Origin of the sequence: Micromonospora sp. NBC_00858 (genome assembly GCF_045207365.1) — a bacterium.
Taxonomy (GTDB): Bacteria; Actinomycetota; Actinomycetes; order Mycobacteriales; family Micromonosporaceae; genus Micromonospora.
In genome coordinates, this window is the sequence record NZ_CP108828.1 from 5,217,513 (window position 1) to 5,238,961 (window position 21,449).

Below are 21,449 nucleotides of genomic sequence, written 5' to 3' on the forward strand. Positions count from 1 at the left end.
TCAGCCCCGGCCGCCGTAGACGGTGCGACCGGAGTCGGTCACGTCCTTGCCGAGCCGGCGGGTCAGGTGCAGCCCTTCCAGCACGAACTCGACGCCGGCGGCGGCCTCCTCGGGGGTGGGAGCGTCGCCCAGGCCCAGCCGGTCCAGCACCTTGGCCAGCCCGGGCACGGTGCCCACCTGGCGCAGCAGCTCGGCGGCACCGACCAGCTCGCCGGTCTCGATCGCCGCGCCGTCCTCGACCAGCCCGGTGAAGCCGGACAGGTCCAGCCCGGCCAGGTGTGCCCGGAACGTCTCGGCGGTCGCGGTCCGCAGCAGGTGGGCGAGGATCTCGATCTCCCGACCCTCCTCGCCGCTCTCGAACTCCACCTTGCCGCGCAACGTGCTGGTCACCGACACCGCGTCGCCGACCCGGGCCACGGCGGACTCCGGCCGTCCCCCCGGGGTGCCACCGGCGGCGAGCAGGCCGGCACGGCGCAGCGCGGCACCGGCGACCGTCTCGGCGGCGGCGATGGCGAACCGGGCGGAGACACCGGAGCGCGGGTCCACCGACGGCGACTCGCGCACCGCGCGGGCGAACCGGGCCAGGACCTCCAGCACGTGCTCCGGCACCTCGGCGACCAGGTCGGCCTCCTGCCGGATCAGGTCCAGCTCCAGCTCCAGCTCGAGCGGGTAGTGGGTACGGATCTCCGCGCCGAACCGGTCCTTGAGCGGGGTGATGATCCGACCCCGGTTGGTGTAGTCCTCCGGGTTGGCGCTGGCCACCAGGAGCAGGTCCAGCGGCAGCCGTAGCTGGTAGCCGCGGACCTGGATGTCCCGCTCCTCCAGCACGTTGAGCAGCGCCACCTGGATCCGCTCGGCCAGGTCGGGCAGCTCGTTGACGGCGAAGATGCCCCGGTTGGTGCGGGGCACCAGCCCGAAGTGAATGGTCTCCGGGTCGCCGAGGGTGCGCCCCTGGGCGATCCGGATCGGGTCGACGTCACCGATCAGGTCGCCGACGCTGGTGTCCGGGGTGGCCAACTTCTCGCCGTAGCGCATCGAGCGGTGCAGCCAGGCGACCGGCTGGTCGTCGCCGGCCTCGGCGACCTGGGCGCGGGAGGCCGGGGTGAGCGGGTGCATCGGGTGCTCGTTGAGCACCGAGCCGGGGATGACCGGCGTCCACTCGTCGAGCAGCCCGCCGAGAGCGCGGATCAGGCGGGTCTTGCCCTGGCCGCGCTCGCCGAGCAGCACCATGTCGTGCCCGGCGAGCAGCGCCCGCTCGACCTCGGGCAGCACGCTGTCGTCGTAGCCGACGATGCCGGGAAAGCGGGTCTCGCCGTTGCGCATCCGGGCGAGGAGGTTGTCGCGGAGTTCCTGCTTGACGGTGCGGTACTGGTGACCGGCCGCCCGTAGCGCGCCGAGCGTGCCGGGCAGGTCGGCCGGTGGAACCGGAATTACCGGGGAGGGCGCAGTCACCCGACCCACGCTAGCTCACACTCGCGGGGGTGCCCCGTGCATCGGGGGGGCACCCCCACTCCCACCTTCAGCTCCGGTCGCAGCGCCGGCAGGCACCGCGGCGGCGCAGGTGGTACGCGTAGGTGGCCGCGCCGAGCGCCAGCCCCCAGAACGGCCAGAGCAGCATCGGCGCCCCAGCCAGGCTGAACCCGTGGGTGAGCTGCCAGAACTCCGGGTTGCTCAGCAGTCCCAGGGTGGCCGCGGTCACCGCGACGGCGACCAGGGTGGCCGGCACCACGGCCAGCTTCACCGGCACCCGGCGGCCGGCCAGTCCGAGCATCCAGCGCGGGAACCGCTCGCCCCAGCGCTGCACCAGCCCGAGGGTGAGGATCGCGCCGACGGTGGCGAACGCGCCCAGCCCGAACCCGGCCCACACCAGCCCGGTCTCGCGCATCTCGGTCAGGAACTCCCGGGAGATGCCCAGCGGGATGCCGGCCGCCCAGGCGAACCGGGTCAGCGCGTACGCCAGCGGGATGGCCGCGGCGATGCCGGCGGCCCACCGACCCCAGCGCGCGGCGGCGGCCGGGGTGGTCCAGCCCCGGCCGGTGTCGCCGCGGCCGCAGCCGACGCAGGCTCCGGCGGTGCGGCGCTGCCAGGCGAGCACCGCCCCGGCCAGCAGCAGACCGCCGACGAGCGCGGCGAACCGGGCGAACAGCGCCCAGGTGAAGATCTCGGCATAGTCGACCGGCGGCCAGCCGAACGGCGCCCCGACGATCAGCATCGGCAGATAGCCGAGGATGACCAGCACCCGGGCGTCCGGGACGACCACGGCGAGCACGAACGCCACCGTCCAGCCGTAGCCGGCCAGCAGCACCCGCAGCGGGCCGGACGGGCGGACCGCCGGACGACTCATGGCCAGCGCCGCCACCGCGGTGGTCAGCAGCAGGCCGGCGAAGAGCGGGGTGGCCAACTCCACCGGCACCAGGCGAAGCAGGTTGGCGTCGCCGCCGTGCGGGTCGTTCGCGCCGAACGGGTAGCCGGCGCCGGTGATCGTGCCGAGCAAGGCGAGGACGCCCCACAGGCCGAGCCAACCGGCGGCCAGCGGGGCCAGCCGGTCCGGCCAGCGGGAGTCGGAACGGGGTCTGGAAGCAGTGATCGTCGTCATGCTCCCAGCGTCGACCGGCGGCCGGCCGGAACCCTCCCGGGCGGCGGTGAACCCAATCCCCCTCAGGAGGGACGCGTCAACCGGACGGGGTGACGAAGCCCGACTCGTAGGCGGCGATCACCGCCTGGGTGCGGTCGCGTACGCCCAGTTTGGCCAGCACGTTGCCGACGTGCGTCTTGACCGTCTCCACCCCGACCACCAGGTGCGCGGCGATCTCCGGGTTGGACCGGCCGCTGGTCATCAGCCGCAGCACCTCGGCCTCCCGCTCGGTGAGCCGGGCGGCAACCAGCCGGTCGCCCCCGGCCGGCCCGTACGCCCCGACCAGTCGACGGATCGCAGCCGGGAAGAGCAGCGACTCGCCCGCCGCGACCACCCGGACGGCCTCCACCACCTCGGCCGGCCGGGCCCGTTTGAGCAGGAAGCCGGCCGCTCCGGCGCGCAACGCCTCGTAGACGTACTCGTCATTGGCGAAGGTGGTGACCACCAGCACCCGGGGCGGGTCGGCGGAGGTGGCCAACAGGTGCCGGGTGGCCTGGATCCCGTCGATGCCGGGCATCCGCACATCCATCAGCACCACGGCCGGCCGGTGCCGGGCGACCAGCGGCGGCACCTCGGCGCCGTCCGCGGCTTCGGCGAGCACCCGCAGGTCGGGCTGGGCATCGATGATGGCCCGCAACCCGATGCGGATCAGCTCGTCGTCGTCGACGATCAGCACCCCGGTGGTCATCGCGTCCCCTCGTACGGAAGGCGGGCCTGGATCCGCCACCGGTCGCCGTCCGGCCCCACCGTGAGCTGGCCGCCGAGCAGCAGCACCCGCTCGCGCATGCCGTCCAGGCCCCGGCCGCCGCGGCCCGGGTCGGCGCGATCGGGCCGACCCACCGCGTTCACCAGCTCCAGGTCCAGCGCGTCCGGGTGCAGGTTCAGCCGCAGCGTCACCGGCCCCTGCCCGTATCGGGCGGCGTTCGTCAGCCCTTCCTGGACGATCCGGTAGCCCTCCCGGGAGACCACCGCGGGCACCCGCGCCGGGTCGCCGCTGCGCTGCGCGTGCACCGCCAGCCCGGTCGCGCGGGCGTCGGTGAACAGCCGCTCCAGGTCGGCGAGGGTACGCTGCGGCGCCACCGAGGGCCGGTCGCCCCCGGTCTCCCGGAGCAGCCCGAGCACGTGGTCAAGTTCGTCCATCGCGGTACGCCCGGCGTCCTCGATGGCGCTCAGCGCCCGCCGGACGAACTCCGGGTCGGTGTCCAGCATCTCGCGGGCAGCCCCGGCCTGAAGGGTGGCCACGGTCAACGCGTGGCCGACCGAGTCGTGCAGCTCCCGGGCCAACCGGTTGCGCTCGGCAAGCCGGGTGGCCTGCGCTTCCAGGGCGGCGATCCGCTCCGCCGGGGCCGGGCCGAGCAGCACCGGCGCCATCGACCCGGCGAGCGCGCCGAGCCCGGCGACGGCGTAGCCGAGGCCGACCAGCACGGCCACTCCGGTCAGCGTCAGCCAGCCGGTGTCCCGCCCGTCCAGCGGCCCGAACCGTTCCCGGCTCATCAGCTCGGCGCCGATGCCGAACTGCTGGGCGATGAAGGCCAACGCCATCGGCACGGCGGTGATCAACGCGACCATCACCGCAGCGCCGATGGTGAGGTGGGTGCCAATCCAGAGCGCGCTGCGCAGCCGGGTATCCCGGTCGCCGCGGTGCCCCGGCACGGGGTCGGGCAGGTCGACGCCCAGCAGCGCCCGCACGGCCGCGACCTCCAGTGCCCGGCTGCCATCCAGCAGCAGCGGCACCACGGCGATCACCACCGCGATCACCAGCAGGGCGAACACCAGCGGGCGGGGGACCTCCGAGCCGGCGAGCAACTGCGCGAAGGTCACCGCGAGCAGCCCGTACGGGAGCGCCAACACCCCGCCCAGCAGCAGGAACACGCCACGCCGCCAGGTGCTGCCGGCGACCAGCGGGGCCAGCATCGCTCGGGGGGTCACCCCGTCATTCTGCTGCCGTGGCCGCCCTTTGCGACTCCCCCGTGCCGGGGAGATCGAGCCGCGCTCAGCGGTGGTCGGCCACGTACGACTGCGGGTCCTTGTCGCGGAACGGCAGGTTGCGCCCGTTCTTGTGCTCGCCGTAGAAGGTCAGCCACCGCTGGCCCAGCTCGGCACGCAGCTCGGTGCCGGCGTGCCGGCGGAAGTCGGGCAGCGCCTCGTCCTCCTCCTCGGCCAGGTGCTCGCTGTTCTCCCGGCGGGCCGTGCCCACGGCCGCCCACCAGCGTTCCGAGCCGACCGGGTGCAGCTTGGACTCGGCGATGGCGTCCCGGATCTTGTTGTGGTCGCCGATCGCGTCGGCGGTCTCGTCCTCGCCATCGTCGCCGTGCTTGACCAGGTGCGGGTAGAGGATCGCCTCCTCCGCCTCGGCGTGGATGTCCAGGTGCAGGGCGAGGGCATCCCAGATGGCCAGCAACTCCTGCTCGTCGCGGGCGTCGTCCAAGCGGGCGAAGCCGCGCCGGAAGGCGGCGTGGTCGTCCAGGATCAGTGCGGTGATGTCGTCCACTGTGCTCACTTCTCCGTCGGGTTGGCGAACCGGGCGCGCAGCATTTGAGGCATCGCGGCGAGGCCGGTGACCGGGCGGAACCGTTTGGCGGCCTCGGCCAGCGCGGCGTACTCGTCATCGGCGAGATCGATGTCGGCGGCGGCCGCGTTGCGTTCCATCTGCTCCACGCCGGACGCGCCGGGGATGGCCAGCACGTTCGGGTGGCGCAGCAGGTAGGCCAGCGCGATCTGGCTCGGGGTGGCGTCGTGCGCGTCGGCGACCTGGCGCAGCGTGTCGATCAGGGTGGCGCCCCGCTCCAGGTTTTCCGGCAGGAAGTACGGGTTGGCCCGCCGGACCGCGCCGCTCGGCGGATTCTTCGCGTCGTACCGGCCGGAGAGGAAGCCCTGGGCCAGCGGGCTGTACGCGATGACGACCCGGCCGGCCTGCCGCGCGTACGGCAGCAGGTCCTGCTCGGGCGCCCGGTCCAGCATGCTGTAGCGGACCTGGTTGCTGAGCACCCGCCGGCCGAGCGCCGCCTCGGCGACCTGCCAGCGGCGCAACCCGTAGTTGCTCACGCCGACCTCGTTGACCAGCCCGACGTCCTGCAACGCCCGCATCCCGCGCATGGTGCTGTGGTCGGCGACCAGCGGGTGCGGCTGGTGCACCTGGTAGAGGTCGAGGGCGGTGACGCCGAGCCGGGCCGCCGAGGCGACGGCCCGCTGCTGTACGACGGCAGCCACCGGCAGCACCGGGAAGATCTTGGTGGCGACCACCACCTTGGGCCGGTCATCGCCGAGCGCCGCGCCGAGAATCCGCTCGCTGCGCCCGAAGCCGTAGATCTCCGCGCTGTCGAAGACGGTCACGCCCAACTCGACGGCCCGCCGGACGATCTGCGTCGCCTGCGCTTCGAAGGCCGGGCCGTAGCCCCACTCGCGGGAGCCGAACTGCCAGGTGCCCAGCCCGATCTTGGACAGCGGTTTGGGAGTGTCGAGCGCGATGAAACGCATGGCGTCGAAGCTACCCCGATGTCCTGGTTCACACGCCTGATCCCGCGCAACCTGCCAGGGCTAGGCTCATTGATCGTGACTTACCTCGCCGCGGACGACCGCTACGACACCATGACCTACCGGCGCAGCGGACGCAGTGGCCTGCGGCTGCCCGCCGTCTCCCTCGGCCTGTGGCACAACTTCGGCCCGGACCGCCCGTTCGAACGGCAGCGCGACATCGTCCGGCGCGCCTTCGACCTGGGTGTCACCCACTTCGACCTGGCCAACAACTACGGCCCGCCGCCCGGCGCGGCGGAGGAGAACTTCGGCCGGATGCTCGCCACCGACCTGAGGCCGTACCGGGACGAGCTGGTCATCTCCAGCAAGGCCGGCTACCTCATGTGGCCCGGCCCGTACGGCGAGTGGGGCTCGCGCAAGAACCTGATCTCCTCCCTGGACCAGTCGCTGAGGCGGATGGGGCTGGACTACGTCGACATCTTCTACTCGCACCGGTTCGACCCGGACACCCCGCTGGAGGAGACGATGGGCGCGCTGGACGCCATCGTCCGCTCCGGCAAGGCGCAGTACGTGGGCATCTCGAACTACAACTCCGAGCAGACCGCTCGCGCCGCCGCGATCCTGCGCGAGCTGGGCACGCCGCTGCTGATCAACCAGCCGTCGTACTCGATGCTCAACCGGTGGACCGAGGCCGACGGTCTGCTCGACACGCTGGAGGAGGTCGGCGCCGGCTGCATCGCGTACAGCCCGCTGGCCCAGGGCCTGCTGACCGACCGCTACCTGGGCGGCATCCCCGCCGACTCGCGGGTGCGCACCAGCGTCTTCCTCAACGAGAGCGACCTCAGCGAGGAGAAGATGACCACCATCCGAGGGCTCGGCGCGGTCGCCGAGGGCCGTGGCCAGTCGCTGGCCCAGTTCGCGCTGGCCTGGGCGCTGCGCGACCCGCGGATGACCAGCCTGATCATCGGGGCGAGCAGCGTCGAGCAGTTGGAGACGAACATCGCCGCGCTGGACAACCTCGACTTCACCGCCGAGGAGCTGGCTGAGATCGACCGGCACCTGGGCTGAGCGCCGCCGGGCCGGCGGGCCGGGTCACCAGATCCGGCGCCGCCCGGCCCGGTGGTTGCGCACCTCGCACGGCCGGCCGACCGGCGGGCCGCCGCTCCGCCGCCGCCGGCTCGCGCCGATCAGCAGCGCCAGGACCAGCACGATGGCGGCGCCGGCCAGCACCGGCCACCGGGCGCCGAGGTCGGTCACCGACGCCACGGGCACGCCCGGATCGGCCGCCGCCACCACCGCCGGGTCGGTGGCGGCCGGCCGGCTCGCGGCGGTACGCGGTGTGCTCTTCGTCGCGGCGGCCGGCTTGGGCGTGCCCGTCGCCGTGCCGGCGCGCGCCGAGCGGAACACCACGTCGGAGCAGGAGTAGTAGGTGTCCGGGGTGTTGGAGTTCTGCCAGATCGTGTAGATCAGGTGCCGGCCGTCGCGACCCGCCGGTAGCCGGCCCGGCAGCTGGTACGCCCCGCCCCGCACCGGCGGGTCGGTCAGCGTCAGAAACGGGCGGGCTTCCAGATCCGCCCAGGTCAGTGGTGCCCGGGGGTTGTAGTCGGGCCGGGTGACGTAGAGCCGGAACGTGCCCCGGTGCTCGATGGTGGTCCGGTACCGGAAGGTGAACCGGGCACCGGCGGTCAGCTCGGTGGCCGGCCAGTCGGTCCGGGGCAGGTCCAGCCCCCGGTACGCGGAGAGCCCGCCGCTGCACAGCTCCCCGTCCGGGATCCGCTCCCGGTCCCGGCCGTTGATCGCGGCCACCCGGACGTTGTCCCACTCGCGGACCGCCGCACCCGCCTCGACGGCCGCCCGGCAGGCGCTGGTGGCCGCGAGCCGGCCCTCGGGTCCGCAGGCCGCCGCGCGGCTGATCGGGTCGGTCGGCGCTCCGTGCGCCCCGGCCGGCGCGGCGCTGACCGGCACGGTCGCCGCAGCGACCAGCACGGCGGCGAGCACTCGACGCACGGTCATGGCTTGACCTCCCGCGCAGTGGTACGGACGCGGGGCGGCAAAGGTTCGATGTCGGGGTGGCCGGGAATCGCGGCGACGGCCAGTCCGTGCCCACCATCGGCGGTGCCGACGGCCTCACCCTGGTCGTCTTCCGTGCGGAGCGGGCAGCCAGGGCCGGAGCTTCTCGGGGTTCAGTACGGCCCAAAGGCGCGTGATCCGGTCACCGACGAAGTCGAACGCGTACACCGCCACGGTGACGCCGTCCTGCAGGGCCACCAGACCGGGCTGGCCGTTGACCGTGCGCTCCAGGATCGTCACGTTGGTTGCCCTGCCGGCGAGGCCCACGAGGTAGCGCGCGATCTGCTCGCCTCCTTCGATCGGGCAGGGCGCGGCGTTGGCGAGGCCGCCACCGTCGCCGGTCGCCGTGGCGTGGGGGTCGAGGAGGCCGATGAGGGCATGGATGTCCTTGGCCTCCCATGCCCGCTTGAAGTCCCTGACGATGCCGGTCTGGCGGGCTGTCGGGGTTGCGGGAGCCTGCGTCGCGCGAACACGACGGCGGGCTGACGAGGCCAGCTGCCGGCAGGCCGCCGGCGTACGGCCGACGATCTCGCCCACCTCGGCGAACGAGTAGCGGAAGACGTCGTGCAGGATGAACGCGACGCGCTCGGCCGGAGTCATCGATTCGAGCACGACGAGGAAGGCCATGTTGACCGACTCGTCGAGGGTGACCCGGTCAGCCGGGTCGACGGCGCTGCCGTCCGACCGTCCGCTGTTCCACTCCGTACGTTCGGGCAGCGGCTCCGGGATCCACTCGCCCACGTAGGTCTCCCGCCGGGCCCGCGCCGAGCCCAGCAGGTTGAGGCAGATGCGACTGGCGACCGTCGTCAGCCAGGCACCGGGGGTTTCGACCGCCTCCTGCTGCTGTTGCGGCATGGCGTACCAGCGCGCGTAGGTCTCCTGGACGACATCCTCGGCGTCGGCCAGGGAGCCGAGGAGTCGGTACGCGAGGTTGATCAGTTGGCGCCGCTCGCTCATGATCGCGCTCAGGCCCGGATCGGGTCGGGCGTGCCCTGGTTCGGATCGGGTGGCCATGGTGTCGCCGACTCCCTCGGTCGCAGCTGCCCTTACCAGTTCGACAAGACAGCGCACCGAATTGTGAGGTTGGCGTCGCCTCACAATCCGAGGGGCTGCGTTGTCGTACTGCTGAGACGAACACACCATCCAGCGGGCGTCATACGCCGGGCTCGATGTGACAGGGAGGCAGGAGGAGCCGATGAGTGACTTTCAGGCCATCGCGGATCGCGTCGAGATCGAGGCACTGCGCGGCGAGTTCACCGACGCGGCGATGATGCGCGACCGCACCCGCCTCGCGTCGCTGTTCACGCCGGACGGCGCGCTGCGGATGCCCAACATCCCCGCCGAACTGGTCGGCCGGGAGGAGATCCGCGCCGGGGGCGAGCGGCTGCAGGCCCAGTGGGACTTCTTTGTGCAGACCACGCACTCGGGCACGATCCAACTCGACGGCGACACCGCGACGGGCCGTGCCTACATCCAGGAGCTCGCGCGCACCCTCGACGGTCGCCAGGGCCTGAACTACGCCATCTACCACGACCGATACCAGCGCACCCAGGACGGCTGGCGGTTCACCGAGCGGGTCTACGAGGTCAGGTACCTCGACAGCACTCCACTGGCGGGCTCGGCACCCGAAGCCACCGTCACCGCGTCCAGCCCAGGAGGCACCACGACCACCCCGATTCCGGCAACGATGTTCGCCGACCCGGCACCCGCGCAGATCCTGGAACGGGCTGCCGCTGCGCTGACAGCCCATGGTTTCACCGTCGAGATCCTCGACGACGCCGCCGCCGCCCGTACGCGCATCGAGGATCTGATACCGGAGGGCGCCAGCGTCTTCACCGCGGCCAGCGAGACCCTCCGCCTGTCTGGCATCGACGAGGCCATCAACACCAGCGGGCGGTATCAGGCCGTCAAGCCACACGTACTGGCCATGGACCGCGTCACCGGCGCCGACGACATCCGGCGGCTGCTCGCCAGCCCCGACGTCGTGGTGGGAAGCGTCGCCGCGCTCACCGAAACCGGCTCCCTCGTGGTCGCCTCGGCCAGCGGAAGCCAACTACCCGCCTACGCCGGCGGCGCCGCCCGCGCGATCTGGATCGTCGGGGCGCAGAAGGTGGTGCCCGACCTGGACACCGCGCTGCGCCGCCTCGAAGACCACGCCCTCCCGCTGGAGAGCGCCCGCGCCCAGGTGGCCTACGGGCAGCCCAGCGCCGTCAACCGCCTTCTCGTCCTCAACGCAGAACCCCATCCCGGGCGCGGCACCGTCCTGCTGCTCCGCGAAGCCATCGGATTCTGAAAACGGACCCGCATCGCAGCTCGGCACGTGGTGGTACGAACCACCCTTCGACGAAAAGCCAATCGGCACCAGTCAATTGACTGGTGCCGATTGGCTTTTACAACCAAGGGTGGAGCCGAGGGGACTCGAACCCCTGACCCCCACACTGCCAGCAGCGGGCGAGGCCTGGTCAACCTCGCCCGCCGCTGCTCACCGACTCCGCCAAGGTACGGACATGTCCGCCGGGATGCACTGCCTTGGCTACTCGCGTGGCTACTCGTCCACGAGCGGGGAGCGTTACTCGGCGGGCTGCTCACCATGCTGTGCCGCCGGCCCGTTGGCGGCACAAAAGTTCCTTTTTGCCTGCAGTAGGTGCTCGTCATACGTCTGCCACACCCTCATGATCAGTCTTGTCAGGGGCATGATCTATGGTCCCCGCTACAACCAGGACGTACGGCGACAGCCCTTGGATGTCCAGTGGGCTCAAGAGCGGCGACGTCCTAGCCAACCCGTCTTCAGTAGTGGCGGGACAGCTCAGACGGCATCAGGAGAAGAAGCATGGACGGCGACCTCCTTTATGAGATTGCCCGCTACAGCCCCCGAGGCGACGAAGAGCAGCTGCTCGAGCGCACACAGGTGCTGCGGAGGGGCGAGACGCTGTGGCGACGCGGTGCCGAAGGGGACGAGATCCGTTGTCCTGACAAGGATGTAGCTGCACTCATCGGCTCCGACCCCACGCTCGGCGAGGTTCACCCGGACCAGATCACCAGAATTCAGGCGAGCCGGGAGTCGCTACGAGACTTGCCGCTGGTCCTCTCCGCACCCGGTGGCGGCGAACTGGTCGATGAAAGCCGGTGGTCCCCGGTGATGTGGGAGCAGCACATCGAACAAGCCGCGAGTGCACGGGAAAGAGACGTGCACCGGGTGCTGTACGTGAACGGAGCCCGCTGGCCTGTTTTCTCCACTTCTGAGGGGGAGCGGTTTCTGCCCGAGGATCCCAAGTCGTGGGGAACGGAACCGCTTTTGACCCCTCAGTGGGGCGAGTTGAGCTTCACCGAAACGGGCAGTATGACGTCCGGCATCGACCGGACGGCGATCGGCCTTGTCACTCCCGGTGTCATCGCCAGCACCACTCACTTGGACGAGACGGAGCCCCAAGACGTCAGACTCGAACGACGCACTGACGACGCGGTCGCCTTCGTCGAGTGGCTCTTGGATGGCTCACTCTCGACAACCTTCTTCGAAACGCCTCGGGGGGAGGAGATGCTTGCGCAGCTGTTCGTCGAGGCGAGTGTGGGGGGCCACAACGGCGAGGCCGTTCCGGGAAGCCGCCTCGTCGAGGTCGACCAAGAGAACCGGATCTTCGGCTGCTACGACAGCAGCGAGTGGACGTTACAGCTGGCGCTGGAGCCGCCCGTGGTGAATGCCGTCCTCGACGTGCTTGCCGGTCGCGGCCCGCGGCTGGCAGAGATCGTAGAGGCTGCCCGCCGCCCAGACTCGCCTGCGGGCCTCGCGAGGAGAGCGCGGCTAGAGCAGTGGGAGCGAGATCGCGGAGCGGCATAGGGTCACGTCCGTGGTGTAGGCGCCCTGCGTGAGGCCGGCTGTATACGGGCTAAATCGCTGATGTCGGCCCGCGTCGGGCGTGTCTAGATTGCCCCTGTGGGAGATCGCTGGAGCACGGCAGGCTGGAGATCGATTCAGGACGGGCGCAAGGCGGTGTTGCACCGGCCGAACCCTGCAAGCCCGACGCGGTCCATGTGCCGGCGCCAGTTCGACGATAGGTCGCCCCTGCTCTTGAAACCCTTGCCAGGGGTCAGGTTGTGCAGGGACTGCGCCCAAGCCGTCCGGGAGGCCCGCATGGCGATGAGGATGCTGCTCAGGGTCAGCGAACCCGTGAGCAGGCAGATTGCGTCGGACCTTCCCAGGGTGAAGGAACAAGCAGTAGAAGCAGACCGACGTGACCGAGAGCAGGAACGTGGCAGGTCGGTGAGAGCTGTCAGCAGTGGCCTGCCCACCCTAGGCCGTCATCGGCGGTGAGACGCCTTGCCGGTCCATGTGTCCTGAAGTCGGGCCCGCTACGTCCGGCTGACGCCTCGCTTACAAGCTCTGTGCGGATCGTCCGGCGACGTCTGTCCGTGTTCGCGACCTCGGGCGACTGTCCGCACGCGTCCGTCGGCGGGCACCCTCGTCCACGCCGGTTGCTGTCGCCGCCGCTGTCGACAGGCTCCACCCGATCCAAGCTGTTGTTCCAAGTCCAAGACCGGGGGTGCCGGTTCGTACAGGTCCGCTGAAGTAAGAGCCCCAGCATCCCGACCTCCCACGCGATCCATCGCGGGCCGGTTCTGACCAACGGGCTCTAGCTGGTAGACGCCGCATGTCGGCATCGAGTAACTCGCCACCGAACTCCAACCACAGCCAGTTCTGGTCGATCACGTCGGGTGGGACGCAGTCTTCGTTGGCGGGCACCAGCATTTTCTGAGTCCAGCTTCTGGCGCTCCCAGAGTGCGCGTTCATCAACACGCAGCGCACCACTTCGATCTTCCTTCACGCTACTAGAGCAGCTATGCTAGGCCGCAGCAAGATAGTCGGGCATCGAGTAGCGGGGCAGGGCTTGATGGACTTCGTAGAAGAATTTATCGCTCGATACACCAAGGAGTACGATTTCTACGAACAAGCCGGACGCCTTGCATCACAGGAGCTTGAATCCACTCTGCAGGCAGCGGGCATACGGTCTATCGTCACGCATCGCGCAAAGTCTCGAGATCGCCTACAGGAAAAATGCCGGCAGCGCGAGCTAAAGAATGGGCCCTACAAAAGCGTCGACAGTGTATTTAGTGATATCGTCGACCTGGCAGGAATCCGAGTTGCCCTGTATTTTCCTGCCGAGATTCAACAAGTTGATGGAATTATCCGAAGGCTGTTCAATGTAGCCGAGATAAAGGAATTTCCGGAGCACGGAGAGCTGCGAGCCGGCAAACGCTTCAGCGGCTATGCGGCCGCGCACTATCGAGTGCAGTTAAAAGAACAGGACTTGAGCGACAAGCGCTACTCACTTGCCCGAATCGAGATCCAAGTCGCATCTGTGCTTATGCACGCATGGGCCGAAGTTGAGCATGACCTGGTATATAAGCCTTTGGCTGGCAACCTTTCTGAAGACGAGCTCGCGATTCTGGATCAGCTCAACGGCTTGGTCCTCGCCGGCGAGATTGCGCTCGAGAGACTTCAGAAGGCGGGTGAAGTTCGGGTTACAAGCAGTGGCCGCAGGTTCGCGAACCACTACGACTTGGCCGTTCATCTACTGAGCCGCGTGCCCGATGAAATGGATCGGCCCGTCAACGAGGCTGGATTGGGGCGAGTTGACCTACTCTTTGACCTACTGTCAAGGCTAGGCGTCGATACTCCAGATCAACTTTCGCCATATTTAGCAGCCCTGCATAATGATCTAGAGAGGCGCCCTTTAGCGGAGCAGATCATTGACGGCCTGCTAGCTGAGGACCCGTCACGCTATAAGGTGTACCAGGAACTCCGCGAGGCTCGACGTGCTGCTTTCTACGGCTCAAACCCGGAAGAAGACGACTCCGCTGCTCGAGTTGGCGCTTATCTGATGCTGTGGGTAGAGCTGGAGCATCTCACTAGACAGCTCGGCCCCGCGCTCGGCTTGCGCAAATACACGATGCCCCCTGGCCGGCTCTTGCGAGAGCGGAATCTCCTACCCCTAGAGATGGCCGTCGAATACGACAGGCTGCGCCAGTTACGGAACTATCTCGTACACGGCACCGGCCCAGTGGCTCCTACTGAGCTCGCCGAAGCTCTACACCACCTGCGGGGAATCATCAACGAAATTCGCAGACGGCTTGGGGACGGTTCCAGCGATGATCCCAGTGGAGGTCAGGGCACCACAGAATAGGGCGTACAGGTCGACTCGTCTGTCGCCCACCAGGTCAGGCGCTATCACATAGCGTCTGACCTGGTTCTTTGTCGGGTGCTGCTGGTCTTCGTCGGTCATCGTTGGTCCGCGTTTGACGGCCCCGTCACGGCCCAGAGACTGCCCGGGAGGCGTCATCGCGCGGGTCGGCCGTGCAGGTGGCTTCGGTCCTCGTGCGCGTGTCAGCATCGATGTTGTGCTCACCTTGACCCTGGACACGAACTGTTTGGTAGCTCTCGAAGAGAACAGGCCTGCTGCTTCCGGAGTGCGAGCACTCCTGGAACAACACGACGCGGGACTCGCCCAGGTCCGGTTTGCTGCAACGACAGCGGCGGAACGACGGCGTGACGGCGAGTACCTACCGAACTTCGGGTTCTTCCAAGCCCGTCTGAAGGCCGCAGGTCTTGATCACCTTGAGCTTGTGAAGCCGGTAGCAATTCTTGGCCTCACCTACTCCGATTGGTGTGTGGTCGCTGGGGACCATGATCATGTGGAGCTGCGGCGCATCCACGACGTGCTGTTCTCTTCGCCCTACGACTACGGCCAGGCAGTACCGGCCGACATCGACGAGGTGGACCGGCAGAAGGCCGAGCACAAGTGGCGTAACCGCCGTCTCGATGGTCTCGGCCTGCACTGCCACATTCGCTCGGGTGGTGATGCTTACGTAACCTCCGACGAGAACTTCGTTAAGGCGACGAAGCAGGCTCCTCTTGCGGCGCTCGGCGCTAAGCTGATCTTCTCGCCGGAAGAGGCTGCCGCCTACGGCCTCCACACCTAGGTGAGCAGGGCGAAGCCACCCACGCCGGACCTCTTCGTCCCGAAGGAACCATCGCCGGTCGATGACCTGCGGCGAGTGGCCAGTTGAGCTTCCCCGCACGGTCCACCATCGTCCATCGACATCCGCCCTGGCCCGCCTCCGTCGTCACCCAATTGGTCACCCGGCCAAGCCTCGCGCGGCCCAACCCGCTCGACTCGGCCTGCCAAACTACATCTATGCAGTTCAGCGAAGCATCGGTTGTGGCCCTGGCCGCCATCGGCGGCAACATAGTCCTGACATGGGCGACTCTTCGAGGTCAGCGCAAGTCGCTCCACCTTGATCGGCTCTGGGAGCGGCGTACCGCTGCTTACGACGATTACGTCGCAATGCTGCGGACGGCGGAACAGGCTCGGAGTGAGACGATGGACACCGAACGATGGGAAACGGCACCTGCGCTGCCCGACCGGGCAGAGCAATCAGCTGTCATCAGCAGGACCGAGCTGTATGGCTCGAAGCCGGTTCGTGAAGCAGTGTCGGACTGGGCTGAAGCCGATCGAGACTGGCACGCTAGCTACAACGCGTGGAGGTCGTACCAGATGACCCCGCACAGACGTGACACTCCCCGGGGCGAGGTAGCCAGCCGCACCGACGAACTCATGGCCAAAGCAAAGAGAGACCAATTCCGGACAGAGGTTCTTGCTGTTGCTGCCACCGACACCATCCGCAGTGAGGTGCTGACCGCTCGGCCTCGCCGCCTTTACATCAAGTATCAGATAGAGCGAGACCTTGCTGCCGTCGACCGGTCGAGGGGTGGGACCGACGTCTATGTACCGCCTAGGTGGCTACCCGGATGGGCTGATCGCATCGGCCGACTCGTCGGCATCGTTGGCCGGCGGGCGTAGATGTCTCCCGGGACAGCGACAAGCTAACGGCACTGCGGCCTCGGCTGACGTCCGAGTCCACGCCGCACCGCGCACCGTCAGTTTGGAAGGTGCCGACTGTCAGCTTGGGAAGCGGGGTTGATCTGCATCAGGTAGTCGCGGTGCCTGATGGATGAGCTGCCCAGCGCTGGCAGCCGGGGCGCCGGGGGTGCTCGTGTTGGCCGCTGCTTACCGCTACATCGGGCACGCATCGGGCACGCTGACGCCGTCGCCGTCCCGGCTGTCGACCTAGACCTGTGGATTACCGGCGAGGCGGTTGCTGACGGCCCGGTGGGCAGGTCGCGAGCCTCGGCCGGTTGATAATGGGCTGTGGCAGCCTCGTTGGTTCTGTACTTCTATGCTGCACGGCGGCCAGGTCGAGACGGAGTTCCGGGCCACCCGGAAGCGGCTGCGTATCGGCCGCGACAAGAGCCCGCCGTCTACATGTAGGACAAACGGCGTGCGTGTCGCCGTCGCCGAACGAAGCCCTGCTCTGCCTCGCATGCACTTCCGAGAATAGAGGCGACCTGGTACTTAATGCGTGAATCGGACCGCGATGTTGCATAGGTGCACTACCGTATGACATCGAGGGTCAGCGCTGTTAGCGCCTCTAGGAGCAGAGATGGATGGAGTGAATTGGGCGGAAGTCTCTCTCGGGTTCCTTCTCGGCCTTACACCTCTCGCAATGCGACAAGTCTACATTCTGATCAAGTACACGCGATTGCCCGGCCGACGCAAGTACTTGGGCGTTTGGTGGGCGTACCACAGGAGCACAACGGGTTCCGGTCATGTTTTTGAACGACGCTTGGACGTCAAGTATTCCCTTTTAACCGGCAAACTAAGTATCTATGCGAAATCTACGCCAACGGACGATGACAGAAACGTCCCCCTTGTATACTCTGGCCAGATCTCGGCGCGGCAAGGGATGGTGCGATACATAGAGCTGCACGACCCCGCGTCGCATGAGCGGGTTATGTGGTATTTGTTCGATCCGTTTTACGATCCTGTACCAAGTACTGTCGGCCTCTATATCGCCCTCGATCTGCGGGGGCTTCCGGCGGCCGGCCCCCTATATCTCAGCAGGGAACGCGCTTCTACGGCAGAGATAGACACGAAGCTCGACCCTCACGTGCTGCGAGTCCAGACACTTCTCGACAATATTGAGCAATCCAGAAGCCGGAACGGTAAGGCACCTGCGGATGAGGCTACCAATCCGACACCTGATCCCGAGTTTTCTTCAAAGCAGGACTGACACTTGCCGGCTATCCCGATGCTCCTATGGGTGTCAAGCTCCGTCGTCCCGAAGGAACGATCACAGGGGCTCGACCAGGCGCTAACACTGGCATTACCTGCGAAAACAGTCCCTTGTCGTCCGTCAACGTCCGTCCGGTGCACCGCGGTCGTCACTCACTTCGTCACTCACCAGCCGTTGCCGGTCTCCCACACTCCGAGGCGGATCTCCCGATCTTCGCTAACCTGGCCCGGTGCTGAGCTGTGGCCGGGCCGCTGCTCTCCCCGCCAGTCCCCGACGACACCTCTCGCCAGTTGTGGCCCGTCCTGGTGAGGCCGATTTCGTCTGTCATTCAGGGTCGGCCCGGGCCGTTCGTGGAGCTAGCGTGACAGGAGAGTGACAGGTGCAGCGCCGGACCTTGCACAACCACCTCGCTGACCCCGAATTGTGGGTTGACCCTTATAGGTGGCGCGACGTGACCGCACGCATCCGCGAGGCCACCGCCGATCTGCACCGTGCCGCGGTGCCGCCGGGCACGCCCGGGGCCGTCCGCACCAGCACGACGGTTGCCCTGTTCGAGATGGAGCCGGAGGCGTGAGCGCGGCGGGGGCGCTGAGGCCGTTGCGGTACCCGCCCTTCCGCTACCTCGTGGCCGCCCGCACGGTCACGATGGCCGGTAATGCGGTAGCGCCGGTCGCGCTGTCGTTCGCCGTGCTGGACCTGACCGGCTCCGTCCGCGACCTCGGTCTGGTCGTCGGCGCCCGCTCCCTGACCAACGTGTTGTTCTTGCTGGTCGGCGGTGTGATCGGCGACCGGCTGCCGCGGCATCTGGTGATGGTGGCCGCGAGTCTGCTCGCCGCTGGCTCCCAAGCTACGGTAGCGGCAACTGTGCTGACCGGTTCGGCGACCGTGCCGATGCTGATCGTTCTGTCGGCGGTCAACGGGCTGGCCAGTGCGTTGGCGTTGCCGGCCGCCTCCGCGCTCGTGCCGCAGACCGTGCCGGCCCAGCTACGACGCCAGGCCAACGCCATCAACCGGCTGTTCTTCAACTCCGCAATGATCGCCGGCGCCTCGCTGGGCGGGCTGCTGGTGGCCGCCGTCGGCCCCGGCTGGGGACTCGCCGTCGACGCGGCGACCTTCACCATCGCCGCGCTGCTCTTCGGACTGGTACGTGTGCCGCCGATCGATCAGCCCACCCACGAACGTTCTCATGTGTTCGCCGACCTGCATGACGGCTGGAGCGAGTTCACCTCCCGGACCTGGCTCTGGGTCGTCGTGGCCGGGTTCTGCCTGATCAACGCGGCGTTCTCCGGCGGGGTGAATGTGCTCGGGCCAGTCGTCGCCGACCAGACGATCGGTCGGCAAGCATGGGGGTTCGTACTTGCGGCCCAGACCGCCGGCATGGTGATCGGGGCGGTTGTCGCCTTGCGGCTACGCGTACACCGGCTCCTGCTGCTCGGGGTGGTCTGCATGGCTGGAAACACACTGTTGTTGCTGGCCCTCGGGCTGGCCCCGGTCGTCGGCGTGCTTCTGCTGGCCGCCCTGCTCGCCGGCATTGGGGTGGTGCAGTTCAGCGTCGCCTGGGAGACCACCGTGCAGGAGCACGTGCCCACCGAGAAACTAGCCCGCGTCTACTCGTACGACATGGTCGGCTCGTTCGTCGCCATACCCGTCGGTCAAGTCGTCGCCGGCCCGGTAGCCAACACCGTCGGCGTGGCGGCCACGCTGGTCGGCGCGGCCGGTCTCATCCTCCTCGCGATACTCGGAATGCTCGCCAGCCGCGACGTACGCGGGCTGCAACACCGACCCGCACCAGCGGAAGCCACTGTTCACGCAGCAGCCACAGTCAGCGCTGACTGACCTCACATCGGACACGATCCTGCCGCCGCCATCCTCACTGTCTGCCGTCGACCCGCCCTCCTGGGGAGCGGGCCGCCGCCCGGCCCGCCACGTCAAGCGGACCTTGACGCAGGTTCGGACGCTGGCGGGCCGGGTGGTGGTCTGCTCGGCTTGCCCGGGTCGATGGCAGGCGGGATGGCCTACCGCGACCACCCACGGACCGCAACTCGCCGGCGGAGCCCCGGCCATCCTGGAGCCGGAGCGCCCCCGCCGGAGGCGCAGTAACCGCAACCCCGCGCACGCCGCCACTCGCCCGACGTGGCTGGCGTGTGCGCCCCCTACGCCGCGCGGTCCTGGCCGCGCGGCCCCGGCCGGCTGCCGGCCCAACCTCTCACCGGTCAACACCCTGTCTTTCTGCGGCGGCCCCCGGGCTCACCGCCTTCCGCGCCAGCCGCCGGGCGTCAGGCGTGACGGCCGCCAGAGCGCCAGCGGCGGCGGCCGGCGCGCGCCCAGGCGGCGGCGCGTGCGGCCCGTCCAGGGCCGCCTTGAAGACGTACAGAAAGTTTGAACAGCCCCCGGCAGCCGGCCGGTGTGCAACCGACGGTGATCGTTTACGCCTGGGTCGTGGTCTTTTGCTTGAGGCGTTCGTAGGGGGTTTGGGCCTGCCCCGTTTTGACGGACATCCGAGATCAGGGGACCTGGGGTCTCCGGGAGGATGTCCAGCATCAGGGAGAGCGTGGGAAAGAAGCGGCCACGGCCTCGGCGTTCGTTCACGCCGGAGTTCAAGGCCGAGATCGTCGAGTTGTGTCAGCGTGGTGACCGCACGCTTCGGCAGGTCAGCCAGGACTTCGACCTGACCGAGACGGCAGTGCGTGAGTGGCTCAAGCAGGCCGAGCTCGACACCGGCGTCCGCGCCGATGGGCTGACCACCGACGAACGGGCCGAACTCGCACAGCTGCGCAAGGAGAACCGCAGGCTGCGCGAAGACGTCGATGTGCTCAAACGGGCGACGGCTTTCTTCGCGTTCATGCCAGCCTGATCGTGGTCCGGCGGGGTTCGCTCGTTTCTTTGCTGCCCCGGCCTTCGGCTGGTGGCTTTTCGTTGATGTGCGGCCCCGCCGGATCCTGCACCGGGCCGCGGTGTGGCTTGATAGGTGCGTGCCGATGCTCGATGAAGGCGTGCCCCCGCTGCCCGGCTGAAGGTTTCAGCTGCTCAAGGCGAGGGAGACGGCATGGTCGTGATCGGGGTCGACGCGCATAAGCGCAGCCACACGCTGGTGGCGGCGGACGAGTTGGGCCGCAAGCTCGGCGAACGAACGGTCGGAACGACCAGCGATGGGCATCTGCAGGCGGTGCAGTGGGCCGCGCAATGGCCGCAGGTCCGCTTCGCGCTGGAGGACTGCCGGCACCTGACCCGCCGTCTGGAAGGCGATTTGCTGCGCGCCGGGCACCAGGTGGTGCGGGTGCCGACCCGGCTGATGGCCGCGGCGCGTCGGAGTTCGCGGCAGGCCGGCAAGTCCGATCCGATTGACGCGCTCGCGGTGGCGCACGCGGCGCTTCGCGAACCGGACCTGCCGGTGGCCCGGCTGGACGGCCCAGCCCGGCAGGTGAAACTCCTGTCTGACCACCGCCGGGACCTGGTCGCGGAGCGGACCAAGTTGGTCAACCGGCTGCGGTGGCATCTGCACGAACTTGACCCGGGCCTGCACATCCCGTCTCGAGGTTTGCGCCGCTACTGCGTCATCGACGACCTCAACGACCGGCTCGCCGGGGCTGAGGGCACGGTGGCTCGGATCGCCCGGGACCTCCTCGTGCGGTGTCGGGAGCTGACGGTGCAGATCAACAGCTTGGAGCGGGAACTACGCGACCTGGTCCGCGTCCTGGCGCCGAGCCTGCTTGCAGTTCCCGGCTGCGGTGTCCTCGGCGCGGCGATGATCCTGGGCGAGACCGCCGGCGCCGACCGGTTCCGTTCCAGGCACGCCTACGCCCGGTTCAACGGCACGGCCCCGATCCCGGTCTGGTCAGGCAACACGGTGCGGGTGCGGCTCAACCGTGGCGGCAACCGGGTCGTCAACACCGCCCTGCACATGATCGCCGTCACGCAGGCCCGCGGCGTCGGCCCTGGCAAGGACTACGTCGACAAGCAGCTCGCCGCTGGCAAGACCCGCACCGAAGCGCTGCGGCTGCTGCGCCGCAGGCTGTCCGACCGGGTCTTCACCGCCCTCCTCGCCGACGAACGCCGCGCATCCCAGTCCGCCCGAACCGTCACGCCGTTGCCTCCTACCAACCTGACAACCGTGATGACGGCGGCGGCTTGACATAGGAGC

At 68.6% G+C, this 21,449-nt stretch carries 18 protein-coding genes; 10 read left to right on the plus strand and 8 right to left on the minus strand.

The genetic code is table 11. The features are described 5' to 3' along the window. The 6 genes from OG990_RS24235 to OG990_RS24260 all read right to left on the minus strand — a co-directional run bounded on the left by OG990_RS24235 (position 1) and on the right by OG990_RS24260 (position 6,112). Positions 1-1,461, minus strand: a complete 1,461-nt coding sequence (locus OG990_RS24235; RefSeq protein ID WP_406077277.1) for a magnesium chelatase — start codon at positions 1,459-1,461, stop codon at positions 1-3. A 58-nt stretch (positions 1,462-1,519) separates the two neighbouring features. Next, on the minus strand, positions 1,520-2,596 hold the full coding sequence (locus OG990_RS24240) for a hypothetical protein (protein WP_386984930.1): 1,077 nt from the start codon (positions 2,594-2,596) through the stop codon (positions 1,520-1,522). A gap of 76 nt (positions 2,597-2,672) precedes the next feature. Continuing rightward, positions 2,673-3,323, minus strand: coding sequence for a response regulator transcription factor (locus tag OG990_RS24245; protein ID WP_386984932.1), 651 nt, complete (start codon positions 3,321-3,323; stop codon positions 2,673-2,675). Beyond that, entirely contained in the window at positions 3,320-4,564 is a 1,245-nt protein-coding gene (locus OG990_RS24250) for a sensor histidine kinase (protein WP_406077278.1), read from the minus strand. Before OG990_RS24250 ends, OG990_RS24245 begins: the two co-directional genes overlap by 4 nt. Before the next feature lie 64 nt (positions 4,565-4,628). Further along, positions 4,629-5,135 carry a hemerythrin domain-containing protein gene (locus tag OG990_RS24255; RefSeq protein WP_355606653.1) on the minus strand — a complete coding sequence of 169 codons (507 nt, stop codon included), beginning with the start codon at positions 5,133-5,135 and terminating at the stop codon, positions 4,629-4,631. Continuing rightward, positions 5,132-6,112, minus strand: coding sequence for an aldo/keto reductase (locus OG990_RS24260; RefSeq protein ID WP_406077279.1), 981 nt, complete (start codon positions 6,110-6,112; stop codon positions 5,132-5,134). Before OG990_RS24260 ends, OG990_RS24255 begins: the two co-directional genes overlap by 4 nt. A gap of 69 nt (positions 6,113-6,181) precedes the next feature. Between OG990_RS24260 and mgrA the strand changes: the two genes are divergently transcribed. Then, complete coding sequence (mgrA, locus tag OG990_RS24265) at positions 6,182-7,177, plus strand: L-glyceraldehyde 3-phosphate reductase (protein ID WP_406077280.1); 996 nt, start codon at positions 6,182-6,184, stop codon at positions 7,175-7,177. A gap of 24 nt (positions 7,178-7,201) precedes the next feature. Here the strand turns inward: mgrA and OG990_RS24270 are convergent, their stop codons facing one another. Together OG990_RS24270 and sigJ are read right to left on the minus strand one after the other, a co-directional pair. Further along, positions 7,202-8,122, minus strand: coding sequence for a lytic polysaccharide monooxygenase (locus OG990_RS24270; RefSeq protein WP_406077281.1), 921 nt, complete (start codon positions 8,120-8,122; stop codon positions 7,202-7,204). A 114-nt stretch (positions 8,123-8,236) separates the two neighbouring features. After that, a complete protein-coding gene (sigJ, locus tag OG990_RS24275) occupies positions 8,237-9,193 on the minus strand; it encodes an RNA polymerase sigma factor SigJ (RefSeq protein WP_406077282.1) in 957 nt (318 codons plus the stop codon). Positions 9,194-9,374: 181 nt separating this feature from the next. Here sigJ and OG990_RS24280 point away from each other — a divergent pair, with 181 nt between their 5' ends. From OG990_RS24280 to OG990_RS24320, 9 genes are all read left to right on the plus strand, one after another. Next, positions 9,375-10,472, plus strand: coding sequence for a nuclear transport factor 2 family protein (locus OG990_RS24280; RefSeq protein ID WP_406077283.1), 1,098 nt, complete (start codon positions 9,375-9,377; stop codon positions 10,470-10,472). Positions 10,473-11,009: 537 nt separating this feature from the next. After that, positions 11,010-12,014 (plus strand): hypothetical protein, encoded by a 1,005-nt coding sequence (locus OG990_RS24285; protein WP_406077284.1) that lies wholly within the window; start codon positions 11,010-11,012, stop codon positions 12,012-12,014. A gap of 1,051 nt (positions 12,015-13,065) precedes the next feature. Continuing rightward, positions 13,066-14,358, plus strand: coding sequence for a GTP pyrophosphokinase family protein (locus OG990_RS24290; RefSeq protein WP_406077285.1), 1,293 nt, complete (start codon positions 13,066-13,068; stop codon positions 14,356-14,358). A 214-nt stretch (positions 14,359-14,572) separates the two neighbouring features. Further along, positions 14,573-15,154, plus strand: a complete 582-nt coding sequence (locus tag OG990_RS24295; RefSeq protein ID WP_406077286.1) for a hypothetical protein — start codon at positions 14,573-14,575, stop codon at positions 15,152-15,154. Positions 15,155-15,369: 215 nt separating this feature from the next. Beyond that, positions 15,370-16,035, plus strand: coding sequence for a hypothetical protein (locus OG990_RS24300; protein ID WP_406077287.1), 666 nt, complete (start codon positions 15,370-15,372; stop codon positions 16,033-16,035). 1,724 nt (positions 16,036-17,759) lie between these two features. Beyond that, positions 17,760-17,882: a hypothetical protein gene (locus tag OG990_RS24305; protein WP_406077288.1), complete on the plus strand. Its 123-nt coding sequence runs from the start codon at positions 17,760-17,762 to the stop codon at positions 17,880-17,882. Continuing rightward, entirely contained in the window at positions 17,879-19,144 is a 1,266-nt protein-coding gene (locus OG990_RS24310; RefSeq protein ID WP_406077289.1) for an MFS transporter, read from the plus strand. Before OG990_RS24305 ends, OG990_RS24310 begins: the two co-directional genes overlap by 4 nt. A 715-nt stretch (positions 19,145-19,859) precedes the next feature. Continuing rightward, entirely contained in the window at positions 19,860-20,162 is a 303-nt protein-coding gene (locus OG990_RS24315) for a transposase (RefSeq protein ID WP_406077290.1), read from the plus strand. 192 nt (positions 20,163-20,354) lie between these two features. Then, a complete protein-coding gene (locus tag OG990_RS24320) occupies positions 20,355-21,440 on the plus strand; it encodes an IS110 family transposase (RefSeq protein WP_406077291.1) in 1,086 nt (361 codons plus the stop codon). Positions 21,441-21,449 lie beyond the last annotated feature (9 nt).

What these genes read in the sequence shown, in the direction of transcription:
- OG990_RS24280 (WP_406077283.1), top strand. Translation starts at nt 9,375, where the DNA reads ATGAGTGACTTTCAGGCCATCGCGGATCGCGTCGAGATCGAGGCACTG.
- OG990_RS24270 (WP_406077281.1), bottom strand. Translation starts at nt 8,122, where the DNA reads ATGACCGTGCGTCGAGTGCTCGCCGCCGTGCTGGTCGCTGCGGCGACC.
- OG990_RS24245 (WP_386984932.1), bottom strand. Translation starts at nt 3,323, where the DNA reads ATGACCACCGGGGTGCTGATCGTCGACGACGACGAGCTGATCCGCATC.
- sigJ (WP_406077282.1), bottom strand. Translation starts at nt 9,193, where the DNA reads ATGGCCACCCGATCCGAACCAGGGCACGCCCGACCCGATCCGGGCCTG.
- OG990_RS24240 (WP_386984930.1), bottom strand. Translation starts at nt 2,596, where the DNA reads ATGACGACGATCACTGCTTCCAGACCCCGTTCCGACTCCCGCTGGCCG.
- OG990_RS24300 (WP_406077287.1), top strand. Translation starts at nt 15,370, where the DNA reads ATGCAGTTCAGCGAAGCATCGGTTGTGGCCCTGGCCGCCATCGGCGGC.
- OG990_RS24260 (WP_406077279.1), bottom strand. Translation starts at nt 6,112, where the DNA reads ATGCGTTTCATCGCGCTCGACACTCCCAAACCGCTGTCCAAGATCGGG.
- OG990_RS24285 (WP_406077284.1), top strand. Translation starts at nt 11,010, where the DNA reads ATGGACGGCGACCTCCTTTATGAGATTGCCCGCTACAGCCCCCGAGGC.
- OG990_RS24320 (WP_406077291.1), top strand. Translation starts at nt 20,355, where the DNA reads ATGGTCGTGATCGGGGTCGACGCGCATAAGCGCAGCCACACGCTGGTG.
- OG990_RS24290 (WP_406077285.1), top strand. Translation starts at nt 13,066, where the DNA reads ATGGACTTCGTAGAAGAATTTATCGCTCGATACACCAAGGAGTACGAT.